Genomic DNA, 22,896 nt, shown 5'->3' with positions numbered 1-22,896 from the left:
GGCAGAGAACGTTGTTGCAGAATTACGAACAGGAACAGAAAGCCGCCCTCGGCCAGCTGCGCGGCCTCAAAGTTGTGGAAATGGGCCAGAACCTGGCAGGCCCCTATGCGTCCAGCATCCTGGGAGACTTTGGCGCCGAAGTCATCAAGGTGGAAAAGCCCGGTGGCGATGATGCCCGGGGCTGGGGCCCGCCCTTCATCAACGGCATCGGTGTCAGCTTCCACCTGATGAACCGGAACAAGAAGTCCGTGGTCCTGTCCCTGGATGAGCCGGGGGACTACGAGTCCTTCCTGGACCTCATCCGTTGGGCCGACGTGTTCGTGCACAACCTGCGGCCAGGCGTGGAAACCAAGCTCAAGGCGGACGCCGCCACCCTGCGGACGATCAATCCGCGGCTGATCTACGCCGGCATGTCGGCCTTCGGCGACCAGGGCCCGATGACCAGCCGGCCGGGTTACGAGCCACTGCTGCAGGCTTTCGGCGGCATGATGGCCGTCAACGGTGATCCTGCCGGCCCGCCGTCCCGCGTTGGCCCCTCGGTGGTGGACCTGGGCACCGGCATGTGGACCGTCATCGGGGTGCTTGCTGCCTTGGTGGACCGGCAGGCCACCGGCCAGGGAGCCGAAGTATCCACCTCCCTGCTGGAGACGGCAGTGAACTGGTCCGCCCGTCACGCCGCCGACTACGGTGCCACAGGCCAGGTCCCGCCGCGTGTGGGCACAGGCCACAATTCCCTGACTCCGTATGGCGCATACCAGGCCAGCGACGGCGCTTTCATCATCGCGGCCGGGAACGACCGGCTCTTCTCCAAACTGGCCCAGGCCGTCGGCTGCCCCGAGTGGGTGAACGATCCGCGGTTCACCACAAACGCCGAACGGACGAGGAACCGCGACACGCTCAACCCCCTGTTGGCCGAGGTCATCAGCCGGAAGACCATGAGTGAGTGGGACGAAATCCTGCAGAAGGCAGGTGTGCCATGCTCACCGATCCACTCCATTCCTGAGGTCATCGAACATCCGCAGGTCAAGGCCATGGAGATGTTCCTCGACCACAGTGACGACCAGCTCCGCCTGGCCCGGCTGCCGCTGTCCATCGACGGGGCACGGGCCGGTTTCGGAACCGACACGCCCGCCCTTGATGCCCACCATGACCAGCTCCGGACACTCCAGGCGCCGGTTCTGAGCGGCGGTGCCAAGTGACCGCGCTGGGACCCGTCACCAGGACCGCCAAGTCCGACGCCACATCCATCACCGTCCGCGGCAAGGACCTCGCCGACGAGCTCATGGGCCACCGCTCGTTCACCGAGATGACCTACTTTTTAACGGTCGGGCGCATGCCCAACCCCGGCGAGACAGCGGTGTTGGACGCTTGCTTGGTCTCGTTGATGGAGCACGGCTGGACACCCACGTCAATCATCACGCGCCTCGCGGCCCATTCGGTGCCCGACGACACCCAGGTAGCCATCGCAGCCGGTCTCCTGGCCGTGGGTCCGGTGTTTGCCGGCACCATGGAGGGCTGCGCCGAGATCCTTCTGGCCGGCGAGGACGACGCGGCGGATGTGCCTGTCTGGGCGGAACGGGTGGCGCGCGAATACCTGGACGCCAAACGCCCGCTGCCCGGCTTCGGCCACCGGGTTCACAAGCCGGTCGATCCACGGTCGGTGCGTTTGTTGGAGATCGCGGCGGAACACGGCATCGACGGCCCGTACCTTCGCCGACTGAAGGCATTGGGAGAAGCGGTGGACGCGGTGCGCGGCAAACCGCTGCCGGTCAACGCCACCGGCGTCATCGCTGCACTCTTCCTGGAGATCGGAATCCCTCTCCGTGCGGCACGCGGTATGGCCACAGTTTCCCGCGCCGCGGGACTGCTGGGCCACATCGTCGAAGAGCACAACGATCCGTCGGCCCGCACCATCTGGCAGCTCACCCGTGAAGGCATTCCCTACTCGGAGGAGGATCCCACCGGCGGCGAGGAAGGGAACGGGCCATGACAGCCACAGCCCAGCATGACAGGTACACGCCGGAGCAGGTGCTGGCGCTCTATCGCAGACACAACGGGACCCTCAACGACCTGGTTGCCAGCCGCGCCGAGACCGACCCGGACCGGACCATGCTCATTGACCGGGAGCGGACGTGGACGTGGGCCGAGGGCATCTCCTGCGCCGCCCGGCTGGCCAGCTGCCTGCGCCGGCACGGCGTCGGACCAGGCCAACGGGTGGCACTCGTTGCGCCGAACAGTGGCTGGCATGTCCTGACCCTGCTCGCTTCCGCGCGCTTGGGCGCTATTTTGGTGCCCCTCAACCCCGACCTGCGCGGCGGGGAGCTGGCTTATCAGCTGCAGAAGGCCGACCCGGTCGTCGTCCTCACGGCCGTTGAGCTGGCCGGGACAGTTTCCGCGGCCATGCCCGAGGACTCGACGGCAACCGTCCGCCCCTTGGGCGAGGAGCTGTTGGACGCCGAACCGCTGACCGAGGACCTCGGACGGCCCGAGGCCGGGGCGATCATTATCTTCACCTCGGGCACCACCGGTTATCCGAAGGGTGCGGTGCACAGTCAACGGACTTTGCTGTTGGCCGGAGAGAGCTTTGTGTCCCGGGTCCGGCTCCAGCCCGACGACCGGTGCCTAACCATCCTGCCGCTGTTCCACATTAACTCCATGTTCTATTCGGTCACCGGAGCGCTGACCGCCGGGGCTACACTCATCATCGAACCGAAGTTTTCAGCCTCCCAGTTCTGGTCCACCGTCCGCGAACACAGGGTGACGCAGACGAACATGATCGAGGCAGTGGGCGCGATTCTGCTCAAACGCGCCGACAGCACCTTCACACCGGATCACACGCTGCGCAAGATCTACGGAATCCGCCAAACCCTGTCCGGCGCGTTCCGCGAGCGGTTCGGCGTTCCGCATCTTGTGGGCGGCTACGGGATGACCGAGATCCCCGGCGTGCTGGCCACACCCTATGATCAACCGACGCCGCAAGGGAGCATGGGGGCCTTGTCTCCGCACCCCGGAAACGGGGCGCCACTGGCCGAGTGCCGGATCGTCAACGACGGCCAAAACGTGCCGGATGGCGAGACGGGCGAGCTGTGGGTCCGCACACCCACCACCATGCTTGAGTACTTCCGCGATCCGGAGCAGACCGCGGCCTCGTTCGAGGGCGAGTGGTTCCGCACCGGCGACCTCGTGCGACGTGATTCGGACGGCTGGTACTACTTCGTCGCCCGAAAGAAAGACATCATCCGGTGCCGGGGCGAGAATATCTCCGGGGCCGAGCTCGACCGGGTCATCGCCAGCCATCCTGACGTTGTGGTTGCCGCGGCCATCGGCGTCCCCTCCGATCTGGGCGACGAGGACATCCTGGTGGCACTCACCGTCCGTGAGGGCGCTGAGCTGACGGCCGCCGAGATAACCGAGTACGCCCGCCGGAGTCTGGCCGAGATTAAGGTGCCGCGCTACGTGTACTTCGCCGAACAGCTACCGCTGACACCGACCGGAAAGGTGGCCAAGCACGAGCTGAAACAGGACACATCGCTCGTGCAAGCGGCGACCGACACCAGAGCAGCCGCCGCGGCAGCCGCATCACCGAGGAATTATTGAGGAGTAAATATGCAGTTCCACCACCAAGGCTACGTGTCCACGGACCCGCGCATCCTGCCGGCCTCGTCCATCGGCGAAAACTGGACCGACGACTTGCCGGACGAGATGGACGTCCTGATCGTCGGAACCGGACCGACCGGCATGATCACGGCCGCCCAGCTGGCACAGTACCCCGATGTCCACACCCGGATCATTGACCGCCGGCCCGAACGTCTGGAGCTCGGCCATGCCGACGGCGTGCAGGCGCGCAGCATGGAGACCTTCCAGGCATTCGGTTTCGCCAACCGCCTCAGCGAAGAGGGCTACCACATCACGGAGATGTCCGTCTGGAAGCCCGACCCGCAGAACCCACAAAACATCATCCGCACCGCGCGGCCGGAAGACGATCCGCGTGGCATCAGCGAGTTCCCGCACCTGACCATCAGCCAGGCGCGCATCCTGGACTTCTTCGCTGAATCCATGGCTCATTCACCCACCCGGATGGCCCCGAACTACGGCGTCGAGTTCCTGGGTCTCGAGGTCGCCGGGGAAGGCGAGTACCCCGTCAGCATCCGCGTCCGCCATACCGCCGGTGAGCGCGAGGGCCAAGAGCGCACCATCCGGGCCAAGTACGTACTGGGGGCCGACGGCGCCCGCAGCAACGTCCGATCGGCCATCGGCCGAAAGCTGGAGGGGAAGCAGGCAAACCACGCTTGGGGCGTCATGGACATCCTGGCCCGGACCGACTTCCCGGACATCCGGCTTCGATCCATCATCCAGTCCAGCTCCGGTGGCAGCATCTTGATCATCCCCCGTGAAGGCGGTCACCTCTTCCGTATGTACGTGGACCTCGGCGAGGTCACGGCCGAACAATCCCGCGAGGTCCGCAAAACCACGCTGGACGAGATCATCGTCAAAGCCAACAACATCCTCCACCCCTACAGCGTCGAAGTCCGCCACGTGGTCTGGAACAGTGTGTATGAAGTCGGCCACCGGCTCACGGACAAGTTCGACGACGTCGCGGTTGGCGTCACCGGCCAGACGCCCCGGGTCTTCATCGCCGGCGATGCTTGCCACACCCACAGCGCCAAGGCCGCCCAAGGCATGAACGTCTCGATGGCCGACGGCTTTAACCTTGGCTGGAAGCTCGGCCACGTTCTCTCAGGGCGCAGCCCGGAGTCCCTGTTGGACACGTACTCCACCGAACGCCAGGTGGTGGCACAGAACCTCATCAACTTCGACCGCGAATGGTCCACCCTGATGGCCAAGCGGCCGGAGGACTTCGAAAACTCCGCCGAACTCGAGGATTTCGCCATCAGGAACGCCGAGTTCCCGGCCGGTTTCATGACGCATTACGATCCCTCGATGATCACCGCCCTGCCGAAGCACCAAGACCTGGCCACAGGCTTCCCCATTGGCAAGCGGTTTAAATCGGCCCACGTGGCACGTGTTTGCGACGGCAACCCGCTGCATCTGGGCCATCAGGCCACCGCGGACGGCCGCTGGCGGATCTATGTCTTCGCCGACCGGCCCGCCGCAGGGCAGCCCTCCAAGCTCACCGATCTGTCCACCTGGCTCGCGGAGTCGCCCGATTCACCCATTCTGCAGTACACCCCTGCGGACGCGGATCTCGATGCGGTCTTTGACCTCAACGTCGTTTACCAGCAGCCGCACACAGAGTTCAACATCACCGACGCCCCGGACATCTTCCGGCCGGAGGTTGGACCGTACAAGGTGTTGGACAACGAAAACGTATACAGCGTTTTGGCAGGCGAGGACATCTTCGACGAGCGCCAGATTGACCGCAACGGCGCCATCGTTGTGGTCCGCCCGGACCAGTATGTTTCCCACGTACTGCCGCTCGATGACGCCGGGGGGTTGGTGGCATTCTTCGCTCAGAATATGCTCCCGCTGAAAAACAGCCGGGCCGGGCAGCACCCGTCCCCCGAACGGCCGGCCTTGATGGTAGCCAGCTGACTCCGGCCGCATGCGTGATTGCCGGCGCGGCGGTCATCCCGCCGCGCCGGTCAGCCCACGGGGGAGCGGGCAGCCAGGAGTACGGCCTGGCGCCTGCGCCTAGGGGCGGCGCTCCTTCCTCGCGAAATGGTGCATTCCCGTCAGGTTTTGCCGGCGGTGCCCAAACCTGCCTTCCTGACGTCTTCAGTTAGGCCGCGCACCTAAAGGCGACACCGAGCCAGTTGATGGGGCTGTCTGGGCGCGGCCCCTCCGGCGGCTGGTCAGATCGTCTCCCCGTGCAGCTACGTGCCATGGGGCTGCCCAGACACAACCCCGCCCGGGGTGCGCGGCTCCCAGTCTTTTTCCTCTGCAGCGCCGCAATCGCAGTGCAATTGGTCATTACGGGCCGCGGCCACCAGCGGCTGCCGGAATGCCCAACGGCAGCCGGGCGCGCCCCACAGGGGCGGTTGTGCCCCGTTTCCCATGCTCACTGCCGGTCTGCAAGCGACCCTGGATCCCTTTTTACAGAACCACACAATGGATCAACTATCCCGCTAAATGACTCATCTAGTGGTTTTTCGACTAAGAAATTCATGCTATGGATTAACAAAACCATGTAGTGGTACGCTCGCTGCGTAACGTTCGTCACAACAGTGCGTGATGCGCGCTAAGTCTTCGACCCCGGCCATTCAGCGTTGAGGGCCGGTCACGGAAAGGAAGTTCAAGATGATGACGTCTATGCCAAAAAGCCGCGGAGGGAGGGCGACCGTTGCCTCCGCCCTCCTCGGACTGGGTCTAGTCCTGACCGCTTGCTCCGGCGAAAGTGCCGCCAGCGACAACGGGTCGGGGCTTGAAACCACGGAAATCTCCGTCGGCGCGTTGCCGTTCGCAGACGTAGCGCCCCTGCACATCGCCGTCGAGGACGGTCTCTTCGAGGCGGAAGGCCTGGACGTGACAATCCTTGACGCGGCCAATGGAGCGGCGCAGGTGCCGGCCCTGATCTCCGGAGATGTACATTTCAGCTACGCCAGCTACGTGGCAACCCTTCAGGGGGTTACCAAGGGCCTTCCGCTGCAGGTGGTCCGGGACAACAACCGCAATAGTCCGCAGGGAATCTACGTACCGGGTGACAGTCCCATCCAGAAGCCCAAGGATCTGGAGGGAAAGACTGTGGCGCTGAATTCCCTGGCCTCCATCCAAGAGATCACCTCCAAGGCGGTTCTGAAGTCACTGGGAGTAGATATCCACACCGTCAAGTTCATTGAGCTCCCGCCGGCGAACATGATGCCGGCCCTCGAGCAGGGAAACATCGATGCAGCCTTCTTGGTCGAGCCGTTCCTCACCATGGGCGTCAATGACGATTACCGGGAAATCATGAACGCCTGGCAAGGGCCTACCGAGAACTTCCCGATCGCGGGATGGGTGGCCAGCAAACAGTTCGTGACCCAGAACCCGAACACGGTGGATGCCTTCGTACGAGCCATGGACAAGGCGACCAGCATCGCAGCCGAGTCTCCCGAGCGGATCGCTGACGTGATTCCCACCTACACGGCCATCCCCGAGGACATTGCCGGACAGGTGGCTGAGAAGTCAGCCCCGGGTCTGGCCGTGACCAGCGACCTGTCCGACTTGGGCGACGTTGCCGCACTGATGAGCGAGTGGGGCCTGCTTGAAGCAGAGGTCAATCCGGACGAAGTGGTGTATTCGCCGTCCAGCTGACGAATCACCTCTGCGCTACCAGCAAGGCGGGGGACCAGGAACTTTGCCTGTTCCCTCGCCGGCTTAGACCATCAGCCCTTCCACCCCGCTGGGCAACCCTACTGCTATGCCCATCCCGAATTTTGAATGAGAGGCTCCATGATTCAGGAGATGACGATCATGCCGACCACCGCTGAGCAGGACGAACCACGGGATCGCCGCATTTCGGCCTTTCTGCGTGGCGACTTCTCCTCCTCGCCCCACGTCGAGCGGGCACGCCAACTGGTCCCCGTCCTGAGGGAACGTGCGAGCCGCCAGTCCGGCCTCCCGAGGTTGCTCCCCGAAACCGTTGAGGACCTCAAAGAGGCGGGCCTCTTTAAGATGCTCCAGCCTCGGCGCTACGGCGGGGCCGAGACGACACCCATCGAGTCCTTCGAAGTCACCACCATCCTGGCCGAGGGAGACCCCTCGGTTGGCTGGGTCCACGGCGTGACGGGGATTCACCATTTCCATTTGGGCATGTTCGATGACCGTGCCCAGCAAGACATCTGGGGCCGCGACGACAGCGTCCTGGTAAGTTCTCCCTACATGCCGCAGGTCGCGCAGCGCGTCGAGGGCGGTTTCCGAATCTCAGGGGGCTGGTCCTTTGCCTCCGGCAGCGACTACTGCGACTGGGCCCTGCTGGGCGCCAACATCGAGAATGAGCCCCGCCCCGCGCCCGGCCCCGTGGGGAGTCACGTGTTCCTGATTCCGCGCAGCGACTACGACGTCGTCGAAAATTGGGATGTCTCGGGTCTGAAGGCCACGGGCAGCAACGACATCATCGTGTCTGATGCCTTCGTCCCGGACTACCGGACCCTCACGTGGAATGAAGTCCATGAAGGCAAAGGCCCGGGACTCGCAGTGAACACGGACTTGTTGTACCGCCTGCCGTTTTTCCAGGTGTTCTCCCGTGCCACCCAGGCACCCACTTCGCTGGGCGCGCTCCAAGGGATGGCAGATGCCCTGGTGGAGTTCAGCAAGAGGAAAAAACGCAATCCGAAGGATCCAGCGATGACCTTGGCAATCGCCGAGGCGCGGTCCTTCGTGTCCGAGGCCAAGTGCCGGCTGTACGCCAACTACGCGGCGCTGATCGCGGAGGCGGAAGGAAAGACGCTCCTGACGGAACGCCAGCTCAACGAGTTCCGCTTCCAGTCGGCCATCATTCCGGCACGGGCCGCACGCTACGGCACCGAACTGTACCGACTTGCCGGTGGTTCGGGCGTCTACAATTCCGAGTCCTTTGGGCGCTACATGACGGACCTGCTGGCCTGTTCGACACACGCGACCAACAACTACCAGGCGCGGGCCATCGACTGGATCGGTCCCGAAATGGACGCCAGCGGTGCCGACTGGGAGCAGGTGCCCTTCGGGGTCGTGGCCAAACCGGCCCTCCACGCCCAGGAGGCGCTGTGACGGCGCAGGCTTTGGACTACAGCACGCTCCGCGAAGCGCTGGGGCATCACCCGACGGGTGTCGCTCTGATCACCAGTCTGGATAGTGACGGTCAAGCCCTCGGCATGATCGTTGGAACATTCACCTCGGTCTCTGTGGACCCACCCTTGGTGGGCTTTTTCCCGATGAAAAGTTCAAGGAGTTTCGAGCGGATCCGTGAATCCGGTTTCTTTACGGTGAATATCCTCGCCCACGACCAGGAGCATGTCTGTCGGGCACTGATGCGCCGCCAGCCGGACAAGTTCGAGGGCCTTTCGTGGAGGCCCTCAGCACACGGGGCTCCGGTACTTGACGATGTCGTCCTCTCGATTGACTGCGATCTGGCCGCGGTTACGGAGGCCGGCGACCACTACCTCGCCACCGGTCTGGTGAAGGACGTACAGATCCACCGGCCGGTTGCCCCGTTGCTGCAATTCCAAGGCGGATACGGCGGATTCGTGCCCGGGTCCTTCGTGGCTCCCAGCGACGCGCTGGTGGCCGAGAGTGTGAGCGTTGTGCAGGGCATCCGGAACGGTATGGAGGAGCTGGCCAATGAGGCCAACGCCGAGGTGACCGCATATACCAAGGTCGGCGATCACGCCGTCGCCGTGGCGATCGTTAAGGGGCAGGGCGTGTCAACGCCCACGGTTCTTGGATCCAAGCTTCCGCTGGCTCCGCCCTTTGGCGAGGTGTTCCTGTCCGGGGCGTCACAGGAGGATGTGGATGAATGGCTCGCCAGGGCCTCGACCATCGGAGAGGACATGGCGCAGGTTTCACTGCAGCGGCTCGACCACCTCCGTAGACACGGTTGGACCGGATCCCACTCAGGCCTGTTCCGTGACAATCGGCTGTTCCCCGCACTGGAGGACTACGGGATCGAAGGGGTTACCCCGGCCCGACATCGCGAGATCCGGAAACTACTCACCGAAGGGGTTCGGGACCTGCAGCCGCCGCAACCTGCGGACGGGAAGGCACCCGGCGCCAGCCTCGTTGCACCCATCCACAACACTGCGGGCCGGTGCGAAATGATGCTGCGGATATCCCACCTGCCCGCCATGTCCGGGGACGAGATCCGCATTTGGGGACAACAACTCAAAGCGCTGGCCGGTCAGGCAGGTTCAGCATGACGGCCTCACATCTCGCGGCGGCTAATACCAAGGAGAAGATGACCATGACCAGGACTGCGGACGCCGACCGCACGCCGGAGGACCGGCTTGCCCGTTTCACCGCTACCGCCACAGCCGGCGACGCTCCTGAAGAAGTGCGGCAGATGGCCGTTCAGATCCTCCGGACGGTCATCGGCACGGCCGTTGCCGGGGCAGCCCAGGACGGCATCCGGGAACTTCGCGATCACCTCGTGGGCCAAGCCGGCGTCGGCGAAGCGCGCTCCCTCGTTTACGGTGACTTGATGCCCGCACGGAGTGCAGCGCTCCTCAATGGCACGATGGCACGCGCGCTCGACTACTGCGACACCATGGTGCCGGGCCTGCACCTCGGTTCATCCGTCATCATTGCGGCCTTGGTGGCCGCGGAGGTCCGAGGAGGATGCACAGGCGCCGAGCTGTTGGACGGACTGGTCGTCGGGCTGGAGGTCGGGGCACAGCTGAACCTCACCGAGGAACAGTATGCCGGCTTCGATCCAACGGGAGTGGCAGGCCTTTTTGGCGCCACCGCTGCGGCGGCTCGGATCCTGCGGCTCGACGAGATCCAGACCAGGGACGCCATGGGCCTGGCATTCAACCGCTGTTCAGGTAGTTTCCAGTCCAATGCAGATGCCAGCCTGGCCGTGCGATTCATCCAGGGCTTCACCGCGTCCAACGCCATCGAATGTGTCCAGCTCGCGCTGATCGGAATTTCGGGACCCCGAAACTTTCTGGCCGGGAAGTTCGGCTACACCCATCTCTGGGGACGTGACCAGGTCACGGCGGAAGAAATGGTGGCCGGGCTAGGGGAGTCGTGGGCCATCCTGGGCACATTCTTCAAAAAGTATCCTTGCTGTGGCCTAACCCAGGGGCCCACCGAATCCGTGCTCACGGCCATCGAGGAGAAGAGCCTAAGGGCAGAGTCGGCGGAGCGCATCGACCTGTATTTGCCGGAGTTCGCCTTCAACCTCATCGGCAAGCCCTTCGCGTCGGGGACAAACCCGAGGGTGAATGCGCAGTTCAGTGCGGCGTACTGCATCACGAACGCGTTAGTCCGGGGGGCTTCCACCCTGGCCCACTTCGAGCCATCAGCAGTGAAGGAACTCGAAGGTCATCCGCTGTTTGACCGCATCAACGTTGAGCATGATCCAGCAATCACCGGTCACTCGGCGTCGCGCCTTGTTATTCAGGGCGCGGACGGATTTGTTTGGACCCGCGAACTTGAAATCGGGCCGGGATATCCCGGTAACCCGCTGACGCTCGAGGAGCATGCCCACGGCTTCGATGACTGCCTGAAGTATGCCCCTTACCCACTAGGCCAGTCGCAGGTCGATGGATTGAAGGTGCTGCTGGGCGCAGTTCAGGACATCCAAGATGTCCGTGAATTGTTGTCCCATCTGGTCAGCCAGCGAACGGCCGACGTCATGGACAATCAGCGATGACGGAACTTCGCACGCCAGATCTCCACGCGCCACTGGATGCCCGAAGCCGTGCCATCGGAGACCTCAGTGTCTCCAACCGATCTTCGACCAGACGTTCTGCCCGACGTGGCGCGAAAAGGAAGCTGCCGACAAAGCAGTTGCTGGGCCTGGCGGGGATTGCGGGATTCCTGTTGGTGTGGGAATTGGTGCCGCGGGTGGGGATTGTTGAAGCGCGGTTCCTGCCCCCGGCGTCCGAGGTGATTGCCGTTCTGGTGCGTGACTTCGGGCTGCCCGCATTTTGGGTGGCGGTTGGCGAAACCATGCTCGCGTGGGTCTTTGGCCTGGTGATGGCGGTGTTGCTGGCGGTGGTGCTTGGCTTCGTCATCGGTTCGTCCAACTTCCTGCGGAAGTTCACCAACTCCACGGTGGAGTTCCTACGGCCGATTCCGTCGGTAGCGTTGATTCCGCTGGCCGTGCTGCTGTTCGGCGTGAAGATCGAGTCCTCGCTGATGCTGATTGCCTATGCGTCGTTCTGGCAGGTCTTCATCCAGGTGCTCTACGGGGTGGCTGATGTGGACAATGTGGCGATGCAAACGGCGAAGTCCTACGGCCTGGGCCGGTTCGCCCGGGTCCGTTACGTGGTCTTCCCCACGGCGTTGCCGTACCTGATGACCGGTGTGCGGCTGGCGGCTGCGGTGGCGCTGATTCTGGCGATCACGGCCGAACTGGTGATCGGTTCTCCGGGTCTGGGCCGCGAGATCGCGCTGGCGCAGTCCGGCGGGGCGATTCCGGGGATGTATGCGCTGGTGTTTGCCACCGGTTTGATCGGTGTACTGATCAACCTGCTGATGCGCTTTATTGAGCGCAAGACGTTGTCCTGGCATTCCTCCATCCGTTCCGAGGTGATCGTGTGAAAGTCCTGAAAGGCATCGTCTACGCGCTGGCACTGCCGGCGATCCTGGTCCTGATCTGGTGGGCCGCGACCCTGGGCGAAACGAACTTCTTCACGCCGACGCCGGGTGTGTTGGCGGAGAGGTTCGCCGAAACCTGGTTCGGGGAGCGGCTCCTTTCCGACGTGCTGCCAAGCATCGGCCGGTTGCTCATTGGGGTGGCTTCGGCGATCCTGATCGGGATCACCGCGGGCCTGCTGATCGGTTCGGTCAAGTGGCTGCGTGACTTCACCGAGCCGGTGCTGGAGTTCTTCCGCGCGATCCCGCCGCCGGTGCTGGTGCCAGTGCTGATGCTGCTCCTGGGCATCACCGACTCGATGAAGATCGTGGTCATCATCTCCGGCTGCATCTGGCCGGTGCTGCTGAATACGATCGAAGGCGTCCGTGCCATTGATTCGGTACTTTCGGACTCGGCGCACACCTACGGAATCTCTGGCACGGCGCGGATCAAGTACCTCGTGCTTCCCTCGGCCGGTCCGCAGATCATGGCCGGCGTCCGCCAGTGCCTGTCGATCGGTTTGATCCTGATGGTCATTTCCGAAATGTTCGCCTCCTCGTCGGGGCTGGGCTTTACCATCGTGCAGTTCCAGCGCTCGTTCGCGATCCCCGAAATGTGGTCGGGCATTGTGGTGCTGGGTCTGATCGGTGTTGCCATGTCGTTCGTTTTCCAATTCACCGAGCGCAAGATCCTGCGCTGGTATCACGGCCTGCGAGAGGTAGAAAATGCAGCCTGACACAATTTCGGCGCCAGCCGGCAAGACCCTGCCCGCCAACGAGGCAATGCTTTCGGTCCGCGGCCTGAAGAAGGTTTACAAGACCGACGGCGGTGACATCGAGGCCGTCCGCAACCTCACCTTCGACCTGCGCGCCGGGGAGCTGGCCTGCCTGGTCGGTCCGTCCGGTTCCGGCAAGACCACCTTGCTCAAATGCATTGCTGGCCTGATGGCGTCGACCGAAGGCGAAGTGCTGCTCAACGGCACCAAAGTTGTGGGACCGCCGAAGAAGATGGCGGTGGTGTTCCAGGAATACGGCCGTTCGCTGTTCCCGTGGATGCGGGTGCGGGAGAACGTGGAGCTCCCCCTAAAAAATCAGGGCGTGCCGAAGGCCGAACGCGACCGCCTGGTCGACGAGGCGCTGGAGGCTGTGGGCCTGGACCACGTGCCGCAGTCCTACCCGTGGCAGCTCTCCGGCGGTATGCAGCAGCGTGTGGCGATCGCCCGTGCGGTGGCCTACCAGCCCGAGGTGCTGCTGATGGACGAGCCCTTCGCCGCCGTCGACGCGCAGACCCGCGCCGACCTGGAGGACCTGATCCGCACGGTCTGGAAGAAGCTCGGCGTCACCGTTCTGTTCGTCACCCACGACATCGACGAATCGGTGTACCTAGGGCAGCGCGTGATCATCCTGTCCTCCTCGCCGACCGTGATTCAGGAAGACCTGGAGATCGACCTGCCCGACGAGCGCGACCAGCTCAACACCCGCGCCCTGCCGCGCTTCACGGAACTGCGCCACCACGTCTACGAGCAGATCCAGCTCGCCAAGAAGGGCGTACGGCGGGTGGAAGTGTGACCTGAGGATTCAACCCCACTCCGGGAAGCCTGCCCACGGAGATCCTTGCGCAGCGCGGCGGCATCGGCAAGGATGCAGTTGATCCCGTGCTGCGAAGAAGGAGCCGACGCGATGACGAAGTATCTGATCTCGTTTCCGAGTGCCGCCATGGCCGTTTCCGAAGAGGACCTGCCGGCCGTTTCGGATTCGTCGCACGCGGTGGTGCAGGAGGCGAAGGATGCCGGTGTGTGGGTGTTCGGCGGCGGCATCGATGGGAGCGTCCCGCCTGTCAGGGTCGACGGCGATGAAACCGTGAGCGAGGGCACCTACCCGCAGACGACACAGCTCGAAGGCGGTTACTCGGTGCTGGAGCTGCCCTCATATGACGCGGCCCTGGAGTGGGCCGCGAAGTTCGCGGTCGCTTGCCGTTGCGCCCAGGAAGTGCGGGCTTTCGGATACGACCCGGCCAGCTAGATCTTGGACGGCTGCTCCTTGCCGCCGGGCTCGTGGCCTACATGTAGCAACGAAAAACGCCGGGTGCGGCTCCGTAAGTAGAGCCGCGCCCGACGTTTTGTTCACTGTGCCTCCGCAGGGGCGCGGCCCGCCAATAATAGGTCGTCAATGTGCGACTAAACGGTTATGGCGATAGACAGCGGCTAGCCCGGGGCTGTATCGGTGGCTGATAGCTTTGATTCATGCAAGAGATATCTGCCCTTGAAACACTTCGCGCGTTCGTTGCCGAACGAAATTGGGAGCAGTTTCATACACCCGAGAATCTTGCAAAGAGCATCAGTATTGAGGCTGCGGAGCTCCTTGAGTGCTTCCAATGGGGCGGAGAAAATCTTCGCTCCGCGCAAGAAGAGCTCGCGGACGTACTCACGTACTGTATTCTCCTTGCCGACCGACTGGGCGTCGATCCCCAAGCCATCGTGTTAGAGAAGCTGAAGAAAACAGGCGAGAAGTACCCAATAGAAAAAGCACGAGGTCGAAGCGAGAAGTATGACCAACTTTAGCCTCGAACGCTTCCCATTCGACCCGAACGAAATTCGCGCGTGGGGCGCGGCCGATCTTCGACACCGCAACTGGCCTGTTGTGTACGTCATGAACAATGACACCGAAGTGTACGTCGGCGAATCGTTGAACTCCGAAAGCCGTATGCGGCAGCATCTAGACTCAGACGAGAAGCGTCGGCTCAGCTGGGTTCGCGTCGTGCTAAACGAAACTTTCAACAAGTCAGCGTGCCTGGATCTGGAATCGTATCTCATCCGGATGTTCTCCGGAGACGGACAGTATCAGGTGCTCAACCAAAACGCGGGCATCACCGACGCCGACTACTATGACCGCGAAGTGTACAGGAAGAGCTTCGAAGAGGTCTTCGAAAAGCTCCGAACCCAAGAGCACCTGTTCCAGCGCACCCTCCCTGAAATCATCAACAGTGACCTCTTCAAGCTTTCACCGTTCAAAGCGCTTAATCATGATCAGGCGATCGCTGTTGAGGACATCCTTGACGGACTCTTCGCTGATCTAGAAAGCGATACACCGAGCACTGTCGTCGTTCAAGGCAATCCCGGCACGGGGAAGACCGTCGTCGCTATCTATCTCCTGAAGCTGCTGGAAGACATTCGACGGCATGACCCTGAAGAACCACTAGACAGTGACTCCATCTTCAGCGAATATTTCACCCCAGCACGTGCCGAACTCTTGGCAACACTGCGTGTGGGTCTGGTCGTCCCCCAACAGTCGCTCCGGGCGTCGATCTCTCGAGTGTTCAAACTTACCCCTGGGCTCCACGAAAAGCTCGTGCTCACACCTTTTTCCGTCGGCGCGAGTGACGAGCCTTTTGATCTGCTGATTGTTGATGAAGCTCATCGTCTCAACCAAAGGGCTAACCAGCCATCCGGCCCGCTCAACAAGAAGTTTGAGGAGATCAATCGGAAGCTTTTCGGTAAGGACGACCCCAAATTTACGCAGCTAGATTGGGTCCGGAAGCAGAGCAGGCACACCATCCTGATGCTCGATACAGGGCAAAGTGTGCGTCCCGCGGATCTGCCCGTCGCCACCACTAACGCGCTCCTCGAGGAAGCATCAACTTCAGGCCGTCTCTACCCGCTTCAATCGCAGATGAGGATTTCTGCGGAACAAGACTATGTCGGGTATGTCCGCAAGGTGCTTAGCGATACGCCACCGCTGACGCGCGAGGACTTCGAGGGCTATGACCTTCGCTTCTTCTCAGATCTCGGAAAGATGAGACATGAGATCCTCCTGCGCGATCAGGAGAAGGGACTGTCACGCCTCCTTGCAGGATACGCCTGGAAGTGGAGCAGCAAGACGGACAAGAATGCGATTGACATCGAACTCGACGGCGTGAAGCTTCGGTGGAACTCGAGTCAACGCGACTGGATCAATTCGCCCGGGTCAGAGCTCGAAGTCGGTTCAATTCACACCGTCCAAGGCTATGACTTGAACTATGCGGGCGTCATCATCGGCGAAGACCTTCGCTATGACAATGCGGCGGGGGAAATCACCTTCAACCGATCCGAGTATCACGACAAGAAGGGCCGTGAAAACAATCCAAAACTCGGGATCAAATACTCGGACCAAGATCTGCTCGAGTACGTGCGGAATATTTACACCGTGCTGCTCACCCGAGGGATTTTCGGCACCTACATCTATGTCTGCAACGAAGAGCTTAGGGACTATTTACGTCAATACTTCTAGACAACGGAGGGTGGCAAATCGTTGTTGGTCACCGCACCCTTGCTCATTGAAGGATGAGAATCTGATCACGGAAGCAACAGTGGCAGCGTTTCCGCAGGACCGGCCCGAGCCGCCCGGATTTCGGGCTGCCTGTGGCGAACGGCGTGGACCGGGCGGTCCCGCGGAGTTGGTTGGCTTCCGCTCGGTGAGGGGAAACCGTTTGTGCCCGGTGATGGCACCGGCACGTGAACCCGGCGGTTGACTTGGGGGGCTGGCTATAGGACCCAGATCAACCGCCGGACAGTTAGAGGGGTGCAGCCGAGGGCGTGTTGCCCCGGTTGCGGATGGGATGGCCCGAGATGTTGTGCCCATTCGCGAGGAGGTGAACAGAACATCCCGGGCAACATCCCACGTCCCCCACTCCCGCCCTCCGGTCCGGGCCACTGTTGCCAGCGGCCCGGACCGGAGGAGCGAGGAGACTTAGGCTGCAGCAACCACCTTGGTAGGTGACTTCTCCAGCAGGTAGTTCTGGTACGCCGGGATCGTCAGGAAGGCCGGGAATTCTTCGCCGAGGGCACACTCTTCGAAGATTTCGCGGGCGTCGTCGAACCGGTCGCCGTCGAACCGGGGCAGGTTGGCGAACTCTTCCTCCAGCAGTTCGCGGACCCATTCGCGGGTGACGATCTCGCCGTCGTCGGTCAGGGCGTGGGCGTGGATCCACTGCCAGATCTGCGAGCGGGAGATTTCCGCCGTGGCGGCGTCCTCCATCAGGTTGTGGATGGCCACCGCGCCATTGCCGCGCAGCCAGGACTCGATGTACTGGATGCCCACTTCCAGGTTGGTGCGGATGCCGGTCTCGGTGATGGTCCCTTCGGTGCCGGCGATGTTCAGGAGGGCACCGTCGTCGGGCGTGACGTCCTCGCGCTGGCGGTCCAGCTGGTTGGGCCGCGAGCTCAAAACAGAATCAAACACCTCGCGGCAGACCTGAACCAGGTCCGGGTGCGCCACCCAGGAGCCGTCGAACCCGTCGGAGGCTTCGCGGGTCTTGTCCGCGTGCACCTTCTCCATGGCGATGGCGTTGGCCTCCGGGTCGCGGCGGCTGGGGATGAACGCGGCCATCCCGCCGATGGCCATGGCGCCGCGGCGGTGGCAGGCGCGGACCAGCTGCTCGGTGTAGGAGCGCATGAACGGCGCCGTCATGGTCACCTGCGTGCGGTCCGGCAGCACGAACCGCGGGCCGCGGGCGCGGAAGTTCTTGATCACCGAGAAGATGTAGTCCCAGCGGCCGGCGTTCAGCCCGGAGGCGTGGTCGCGCAGCTCGTACAAGATCTCCTCCATCTCGAACGCGGCCGTGATGGTCTCGATCAGCACGGTGGCGCGGATGGTGCCCTGCGGGATGCCCAGCAGGTCCTGCGCCAGAACGAACACGTCGTTCCACAGCCGGGCTTCCAGGTGCGACTCGATCTTCGGCAGGTAGAAGTACGGTCCGCGGCCCTGGGCGATCAGCCGCTGGGCGTTGTGGAAGAAGTACAGCCCGAAGTCAACGATGCCGCCGGCCACCGGTTCGCCGCCGATCAGCATGTGCTTCTCCGGCAGGTGCCAGCCGCGCGGCCGGACCACGATGGTGGGCAGGTCGGTCAGCGTCCGGCCGGTCAGCTTGTATTCCTTGCCGGTCTCGGAGGTGAAGTCGATCCGCCGCTCCAGCACATCGGTCAGGTTCAGCTGCCCGTTGATCACGTTGGACCAGCTGGGCGTGGAGGAGTCCTCCATGTCCGCCAACCAGACCTTGGCGCCGGAGTTCAGCGCGTTGATGGTCATCTTCTTCTCCACCGGCCCGGTGATCTCCACCCGGCGGTCCTCCAGCCCGGGCGCCGGGGGAGCGACCCGCCAGGACGAGTCCTCGCGGATGTGCCGGGTGCCGGGCAGGAACTTCGGATCGTGCCCGCGGGCGATCGACTTGCGCCGGTTCTCCCGCTGCACCAGCAGCTCGCGCCGCCGGTCGGCGGTGGCCTTGTGCAGCTTGGCCACGAACGCCAGCGCCTGCGGCGTCAGCACTTCCTCCTGCCGGCACACCGGCGAGCCCGTCAACGTAATCCCGTTCAAAGTAATCGGATCATTCATCGCTCATTCACTCCCTAAAACTTTTGTAAGTACGACGCCGGAGCCCGGCCTAGTTGCCAAAGGTAACCTTCGGATGAGGTGCGGTACTGATGGAGCCGATTGGGGGTCCGGAACGCGGCTAATAGATTCCGTAAGGCCGCCCGCGGCCGTCGGAATGTCGTGCCGCGGCGGACCCCCAATCGGCGAAGCCGAGCACCGCCGTCGTGATGTAGCTGTTAGTGGAACTGGCCTTCTTCGGTGGAGCCCACCAGGGCCAGGGTGCTGCCGTTGGGGTTGAGGGCAGTGGAGATGGTGTCGAAGTAGCCGGTGCCCACTTCGCGCTGGTGCTTGGTTGCGGTGTAGCCGCGGTCTTCGGCGTCGAACTCGCGCTCCTGCAGTTCGACGTACGCGCTCATCCCGTCCCGGGCGTAGCCGTGGGCCAGGTCGAACATCGAGTAGTTCAGGGCGTGGAAGCCGGCCAGCGTGATGAACTGGAAGGTGAAGCCCATCGCGCCGAGCTCGCGCTGGAACTTGGCGATGGTGGCATCGTCCAAGTGCTTCTTCCAGTTAAAGGACGGCGAGCAGTTGTAGGAGAGCATCTGGTCCGGGAACTCGGCCTTGACTGCCTCCGCGAACTTGCGGGCCAGCTCCAGATCCGGGGTGCCGGTCTCCATCCAAATCAGGTCCGAGTACGGGGCGTAGGCCTTGGCCCGGGCGATGCACGGTTCGATCCCGTTGCGGACCTTGTAGAAGCCCTCCGGGGTGCGCTCGCCGGTGATGAACTCGCGGTCGCGCTCGTCCACGTCGGAGGTGATCAGCGTGGCCGCCTCGGCGTCGGTGCGGGCGATGATGACGGACGGCGTGCCGGCCACGTCGGCCGCCAGCCGGGCCGCGTTCAGCGTGCGGATGTGCTGCGCGGTGGGGATCAACACCTTGCCGCCCAGATGGCCGCACTTCTTCTCCGAGGCCAACTGGTCCTCCCAGTGCACGCCGGAGGCGCCGGAGGCGATCATGGACTTCATCAGCTCGTACGCGTTCAGCGGGCCGCCGAAGCCGGCCTCGGCGTCGGCCACGATCGGCACCAGCCAGTCCTCAACGGTCTGGATGCCCTCGGAGAACTCGATCTGGTCGGCCCGCAGCAGCGCGTTGTTGATCCGGCGGACCACCTGCGGCACCGAGTTCGCCGGGTACAGCGACTGGTCCGGGTAGGTGTGGCCGGAGAGGTTGGCGTCGGCGGCCACCTGCCAGCCGGAGAGGTAGATGGCGCGCAGCCCGGCCTTGACCTGCTGCACCGCCTGGTTGCCGGTCAGCGCGCCGAGTGCGTTGGTGTAGCGGCCCTCGGCGGCTTCCTCGGTCAGCTGCTTCCACAGCTTCTGCGCGCCGCGCTTGGCCAGCGTGTGCTCTTCCTGGACCCGGCCGCGGAGGCGGACGACATCCGCTGCGGTGTAGTCGCGAGTGATGCCCTCCCAGCGGGAATCGGCGGCCCACTCGAGCTCCAGTGCCTTGGCCGCTTCCTCAGCGTTCATCGGGGCCGGCTCAAATGATGCAGTCATTGCTGTTCTCCTTGATAGCGGGTCGAACTTCTTCGTGAAATCGACTATTCCGTAGGTCACAACAGGTAATCCATAGAAAATGCTGGAAAGATCTGCACTTCTTCTCGTATCCTCAAGAAATGGCAACCACCAGCTGGCAGCGTCCCTCGAAGCACGACGACGGTGCCTCCACAGAGCCCGAAGTCGACGTAATCAGCCTGGGCCGGCGGGTGCGGCACCTGCGCAAGGCTCAGGGCATGACCCTGGACGATCTCGGTGCCGCCGTCGGTGCCGCGCCGTCACAGCTCTCGCTGATCGAAAACGGCAAGCGCGAACCCAAGCTCGGGATGCTGCAGGCCCTCGGCAAGGCGCTGGGTGTGGGCATCGACCAACTGCTCGGTGCCGAGCCGCCCAGCCGCCGCGCGGCACTGGAAATCGAGCTGGAACGCTACCAGCGCGGGCCGCTCTACGAATCGCTCGGGCTACCCAAAGTCCGCGTCAGCTCGCGGCTTTCTATGGACGTACTGGAATCACTGGTCGGGCTGCAGCATGAGCTGGAGCGCCGGCTGGATGAGCAGGCCGCCACCCCGGAGGAAGCCCGCCGCGCCAACACCGAACTGCGGGCGGAAATGCGCTCGCGCAACAACCACTATGAGGACATCGAGGCGCAGGCCCAGGAGCTGCTCAAAGCGGTCGGTTTCAAGGGCGGACCGCTGTCGCATCACGTGGCCGCGGACATCGCCGAGCACCTCGGCTTCAGCCTGCAGTACGTCAGCGACCTGCCCCATTCCACCCGGTCCGTGACGGATTTGAAGAACAGCAGAATTTACCTGACCCAGGGCCACCGGTCCGAACATGACCCTCGTTCGGTGTTGCTGCAGGCCGTCGGTCACTACGTCCTCGGCCACCAGACACCCACCGACTATGCGGACTTCCTCCGCCAGCGCGTCTACACCAACTACTTCGCCGCGGCCCTGCTTATGCCCGAACACGCCACCGTGGACTTCCTGCAAAAAGCCAAGGCCTCTAAGGAGCTGGCCATCGAGGACCTGCGGGATGCCTTCAGCGTCTCGTACGAGACGGCCGCGCACCGCTTCACGAATCTGGCCACGCATCATCTGGGGATCCCGTGCCACTTCCAGAAGGTCCACGTCTCCGGCATCATCCACAAGGCCTATGAAAACGACGGCGTGAACTTCCCAGCCGACCACACCGGCGCCATCGAAGGCCAGCCGGTCTGCCGCAACTGGACCTCACGCGCCGTCTTCGACGTCCCGGACAAGTTCCGCGCCTTTAACCAGTACACGGACACCAAGGCCGGGACCTTCTGGTGCACCGCCATCACCGAGCGGCACTCGTCGGGGGAGTACTCGCTGAGCATCGGCATTCCGTACAAGGAAGTGAAGTGGTTCCGCGGCCGTGACACCACAGAACGCTCCGTCTCCAACTGCCCCGACGAATCCTGCTGCCGCCGCCCACCGGCCGACCTCGCCGCCCAATGGGCCGGCAACGCCTGGCCCAGCGCCCGCGCCAACTCCCACCTCCTCGCCGCACTACCCCCGGGTGCCTTCCCCGGAGTGGACGAGACCGAGGTCTATTCGTTCCTGCAGGCGCACGCAAAGCTGTAGCGGGCCCCCCGTTACGCCGCAATCACTCGGACTTGGTGGCAGCTTAGGCATGCAATCTCATCAGCTCAGGGCAGGTTCGGAGAGATAGTCCAGGTCCAACATTTCGCTGCGACGATACTGATTGAGCGTGAACTCATCATCGCTAGACAGTTCAGCTGAAATGTCAGCTACCGCATTGGCATACTCCGGATTGTCTAAATCAGTAGGACGCAACTTGCATTGAGCAGCAAGCGCATCAGCGAACGCGAGCCAGAGGTGATAGAGGTCGTCCCGTTCTTCGGAGCTCGGGTTCTGCATGGCACTAGCTATTTTGGAAGCGATATCGCTGGCCGTGAGGGGGCTGAGGCTATTGTCGAGCAAGGATGCTATTTCTGGAGATATGGGGCGCGGTTCGTCAAGCGTCGGAACGGTACCCGCTTTGACGATGACATGTAGGATCAGCTGTCTGTGTGGCTGATGCCACGAATTAGCTTCAACGCGCAATTCAACGATTTCTTGTAGCACCTGTCCCAAAGCCGAGTTCTGCCGAGAGTACTTCGAGGTGATCACACCCCGAAGTGGAGCTAACCAGGGCACCACTTCGTCTGGGAACGCAAATCGGCTGTAGCGACGTCCGATGCTCCTTGCAAACGTACGTATCTGCACTGAGTTCAACGGATCTAATCCGTGTGATATTTCAAAATGAGGCAGGGCGGATTTGCTTACAGTTGCCACTGTCTCTAAGTCAGCGAAAAGTGACGCCCCGGCTTGCGGAATCGCAATATACCGTGGCGATTCCCCTTTGCTGGCACGCCGGAGCTCGTCGCCGCGGAGTTCGACGATGCGGGCGACGCTTACTGAGGGGTTCTTGTCAAGCACGATGTCACATGTTTGGGAGATGACTGCGACTCCCAAGGGTGTGGTCAGAGGAACCCACCCCACTGCCGTAAGCTCTATTAACTCGGTTAGCTGGACAACGTCTCCTTGACGGAGGTTGCTAATAGCATAACCTGTTCCAGAGCCTAAAGATCGGGGCATTTACGACTCGTGTGCCGATGAAAGGAAGGATTCAGGAGAAACGTGCGGTTGCTGGATATCCTCCGTAGCTGAAGAGTGACGGTAACGCATCTCGTCGAAAGAGCTACGGCCAGTGGACAGTGGAGTGAATAGAGCGTCGCGCTTTTCGATCGGGGTCGTTC

General features: G+C 62.9%; 18 protein-coding genes. 15 read left to right on the top strand and 3 right to left on the bottom strand.

The genetic code is table 11. The features are described from left to right. Positions 1–14: 14 nt before the first annotated feature. The 14 genes from MNQ99_RS17480 to MNQ99_RS17415 all read left to right on the top strand — a co-directional run bounded on the left by MNQ99_RS17480 (position 15) and on the right by MNQ99_RS17415 (position 16,479). Positions 15–1,199, top strand: a complete 1,185-nt coding sequence (locus MNQ99_RS17480) for a CaiB/BaiF CoA transferase family protein (RefSeq protein ID WP_241913873.1) — start codon at positions 15–17, stop codon at positions 1,197–1,199. Continuing rightward, a complete protein-coding gene (locus tag MNQ99_RS17475; RefSeq protein ID WP_241913872.1) occupies positions 1,196–1,990 on the top strand; it encodes a citryl-CoA lyase in 795 nt (264 codons plus the stop codon). Before MNQ99_RS17480 ends, MNQ99_RS17475 begins: the two co-directional genes overlap by 4 nt. Next, positions 1,987–3,597, top strand: a complete 1,611-nt coding sequence (locus MNQ99_RS17470; protein WP_241913871.1) for a class I adenylate-forming enzyme family protein — start codon at positions 1,987–1,989, stop codon at positions 3,595–3,597. The genes MNQ99_RS17475 and MNQ99_RS17470 overlap by 4 nt, the downstream gene beginning before the upstream one ends. A 9-nt stretch (positions 3,598–3,606) precedes the next feature. Further along, positions 3,607–5,553 carry an FAD-dependent monooxygenase gene (locus MNQ99_RS17465; RefSeq protein WP_241913870.1) on the top strand — a complete coding sequence of 649 codons (1,947 nt, stop codon included), beginning with the start codon at positions 3,607–3,609 and terminating at the stop codon, positions 5,551–5,553. A 705-nt stretch (positions 5,554–6,258) separates the two neighbouring features. Then, on the top strand, positions 6,259–7,251 hold the full coding sequence (locus tag MNQ99_RS17460; protein ID WP_241913869.1) for an ABC transporter substrate-binding protein: 993 nt from the start codon (positions 6,259–6,261) through the stop codon (positions 7,249–7,251). A gap of 150 nt (positions 7,252–7,401) precedes the next feature. After that, positions 7,402–8,685 (top strand): acyl-CoA dehydrogenase family protein, encoded by a 1,284-nt coding sequence (locus MNQ99_RS17455; protein WP_241913868.1) that lies wholly within the window; start codon positions 7,402–7,404, stop codon positions 8,683–8,685. Next, on the top strand, positions 8,682–9,830 hold the full coding sequence (locus tag MNQ99_RS17450; protein ID WP_241913867.1) for a flavin reductase family protein: 1,149 nt from the start codon (positions 8,682–8,684) through the stop codon (positions 9,828–9,830). Before MNQ99_RS17455 ends, MNQ99_RS17450 begins: the two co-directional genes overlap by 4 nt. After that, the gene (locus tag MNQ99_RS17445) at positions 9,827–11,287 is read left to right on the top strand and encodes an MmgE/PrpD family protein (RefSeq protein WP_338423132.1); all 1,461 of its coding nucleotides are present in this window, start codon (positions 9,827–9,829) and stop codon (positions 11,285–11,287) included. The genes MNQ99_RS17450 and MNQ99_RS17445 overlap by 4 nt, the downstream gene beginning before the upstream one ends. Beyond that, positions 11,284–12,180 carry an ABC transporter permease gene (locus MNQ99_RS17440; protein WP_422387473.1) on the top strand — a complete coding sequence of 299 codons (897 nt, stop codon included), beginning with the start codon at positions 11,284–11,286 and terminating at the stop codon, positions 12,178–12,180. Before MNQ99_RS17445 ends, MNQ99_RS17440 begins: the two co-directional genes overlap by 4 nt. Then, entirely contained in the window at positions 12,177–12,950 is a 774-nt protein-coding gene (locus tag MNQ99_RS17435; protein WP_241913864.1) for an ABC transporter permease, read from the top strand. The genes MNQ99_RS17440 and MNQ99_RS17435 overlap by 4 nt, the downstream gene beginning before the upstream one ends. After that, positions 12,940–13,782, top strand: a complete 843-nt coding sequence (locus MNQ99_RS17430; protein WP_241913863.1) for an ABC transporter ATP-binding protein — start codon at positions 12,940–12,942, stop codon at positions 13,780–13,782. The genes MNQ99_RS17435 and MNQ99_RS17430 overlap by 11 nt, the downstream gene beginning before the upstream one ends. 111 nt (positions 13,783–13,893) lie before the next feature. After that, the gene (locus MNQ99_RS17425) at positions 13,894–14,235 is read left to right on the top strand and encodes a YciI family protein (RefSeq protein WP_241913862.1); all 342 of its coding nucleotides are present in this window, start codon (positions 13,894–13,896) and stop codon (positions 14,233–14,235) included. Positions 14,236–14,456: 221 nt separating this feature from the next. Further along, entirely contained in the window at positions 14,457–14,774 is a 318-nt protein-coding gene (locus MNQ99_RS17420) for a nucleotide pyrophosphohydrolase (protein ID WP_241913861.1), read from the top strand. Then, positions 14,761–16,479, top strand: a complete 1,719-nt coding sequence (locus MNQ99_RS17415; protein WP_241913860.1) for a DUF2075 domain-containing protein — start codon at positions 14,761–14,763, stop codon at positions 16,477–16,479. Before MNQ99_RS17420 ends, MNQ99_RS17415 begins: the two co-directional genes overlap by 14 nt. Before the next feature lie 459 nt (positions 16,480–16,938). Here the strand turns inward: MNQ99_RS17415 and aceB are convergent, their stop codons facing one another. Both aceB and aceA read right to left on the bottom strand, forming a co-directional pair. Further along, positions 16,939–18,579, bottom strand: a complete 1,641-nt coding sequence (aceB, locus tag MNQ99_RS17410) for a malate synthase A (RefSeq protein ID WP_241913859.1) — start codon at positions 18,577–18,579, stop codon at positions 16,939–16,941. 215 nt (positions 18,580–18,794) lie between these two features. Then, positions 18,795–20,111 carry an isocitrate lyase gene (gene aceA, locus MNQ99_RS17405; protein ID WP_241913858.1) on the bottom strand — a complete coding sequence of 439 codons (1,317 nt, stop codon included), beginning with the start codon at positions 20,109–20,111 and terminating at the stop codon, positions 18,795–18,797. Positions 20,112–20,203: 92 nt separating this feature from the next. Between aceA and MNQ99_RS17400 the strand changes: the two genes are divergently transcribed. Further along, positions 20,204–21,718 carry a helix-turn-helix transcriptional regulator gene (locus MNQ99_RS17400; RefSeq protein WP_241915416.1) on the top strand — a complete coding sequence of 505 codons (1,515 nt, stop codon included), beginning with the start codon at positions 20,204–20,206 and terminating at the stop codon, positions 21,716–21,718. 60 nt (positions 21,719–21,778) lie between these two features. Here the strand turns inward: MNQ99_RS17400 and MNQ99_RS17395 are convergent, their stop codons facing one another. Continuing rightward, positions 21,779–22,576: a hypothetical protein gene (locus MNQ99_RS17395; RefSeq protein ID WP_241913857.1), complete on the bottom strand. Its 798-nt coding sequence runs from the start codon at positions 22,574–22,576 to the stop codon at positions 21,779–21,781. Positions 22,577–22,896: the final 320 nt, after the last annotated feature.

It is taken from the genome of Arthrobacter sulfonylureivorans, from assembly GCF_022637435.1.
Lineage (GTDB): Bacteria > Actinomycetota > Actinomycetes > Actinomycetales > Micrococcaceae > Crystallibacter > Crystallibacter sulfonylureivorans.
This window is presented reverse-complemented; position numbering and strand designations above follow the sequence as displayed.

Excerpts from the sequence above, each read along its gene's own strand:
- MNQ99_RS17470 (WP_241913871.1), top strand. The coding sequence starts at position 1,987 with ATGACAGCCACAGCCCAGCATGACAGGTACACGCCGGAGCAGGTGCTG.
- MNQ99_RS17465 (WP_241913870.1), top strand. The coding sequence starts at position 3,607 with ATGCAGTTCCACCACCAAGGCTACGTGTCCACGGACCCGCGCATCCTG.
- MNQ99_RS17460 (WP_241913869.1), top strand. The coding sequence starts at position 6,259 with ATGATGACGTCTATGCCAAAAAGCCGCGGAGGGAGGGCGACCGTTGCC.
- MNQ99_RS17455 (WP_241913868.1), top strand. The coding sequence starts at position 7,402 with ATGACGATCATGCCGACCACCGCTGAGCAGGACGAACCACGGGATCGC.
- MNQ99_RS17445 (WP_338423132.1), top strand. The coding sequence starts at position 9,827 with ATGACGGCCTCACATCTCGCGGCGGCTAATACCAAGGAGAAGATGACC.
- MNQ99_RS17440 (WP_422387473.1), top strand. The coding sequence starts at position 11,284 with ATGACGGAACTTCGCACGCCAGATCTCCACGCGCCACTGGATGCCCGA.
- MNQ99_RS17430 (WP_241913863.1), top strand. The coding sequence starts at position 12,940 with ATGCAGCCTGACACAATTTCGGCGCCAGCCGGCAAGACCCTGCCCGCC.
- MNQ99_RS17425 (WP_241913862.1), top strand. The coding sequence starts at position 13,894 with ATGACGAAGTATCTGATCTCGTTTCCGAGTGCCGCCATGGCCGTTTCC.
- MNQ99_RS17420 (WP_241913861.1), top strand. The coding sequence starts at position 14,457 with ATGCAAGAGATATCTGCCCTTGAAACACTTCGCGCGTTCGTTGCCGAA.
- MNQ99_RS17415 (WP_241913860.1), top strand. The coding sequence starts at position 14,761 with ATGACCAACTTTAGCCTCGAACGCTTCCCATTCGACCCGAACGAAATT.
- aceB (WP_241913859.1), bottom strand. The coding sequence starts at position 18,579 with ATGAATGATCCGATTACTTTGAACGGGATTACGTTGACGGGCTCGCCG.
- aceA (WP_241913858.1), bottom strand. The coding sequence starts at position 20,111 with ATGACTGCATCATTTGAGCCGGCCCCGATGAACGCTGAGGAAGCGGCC.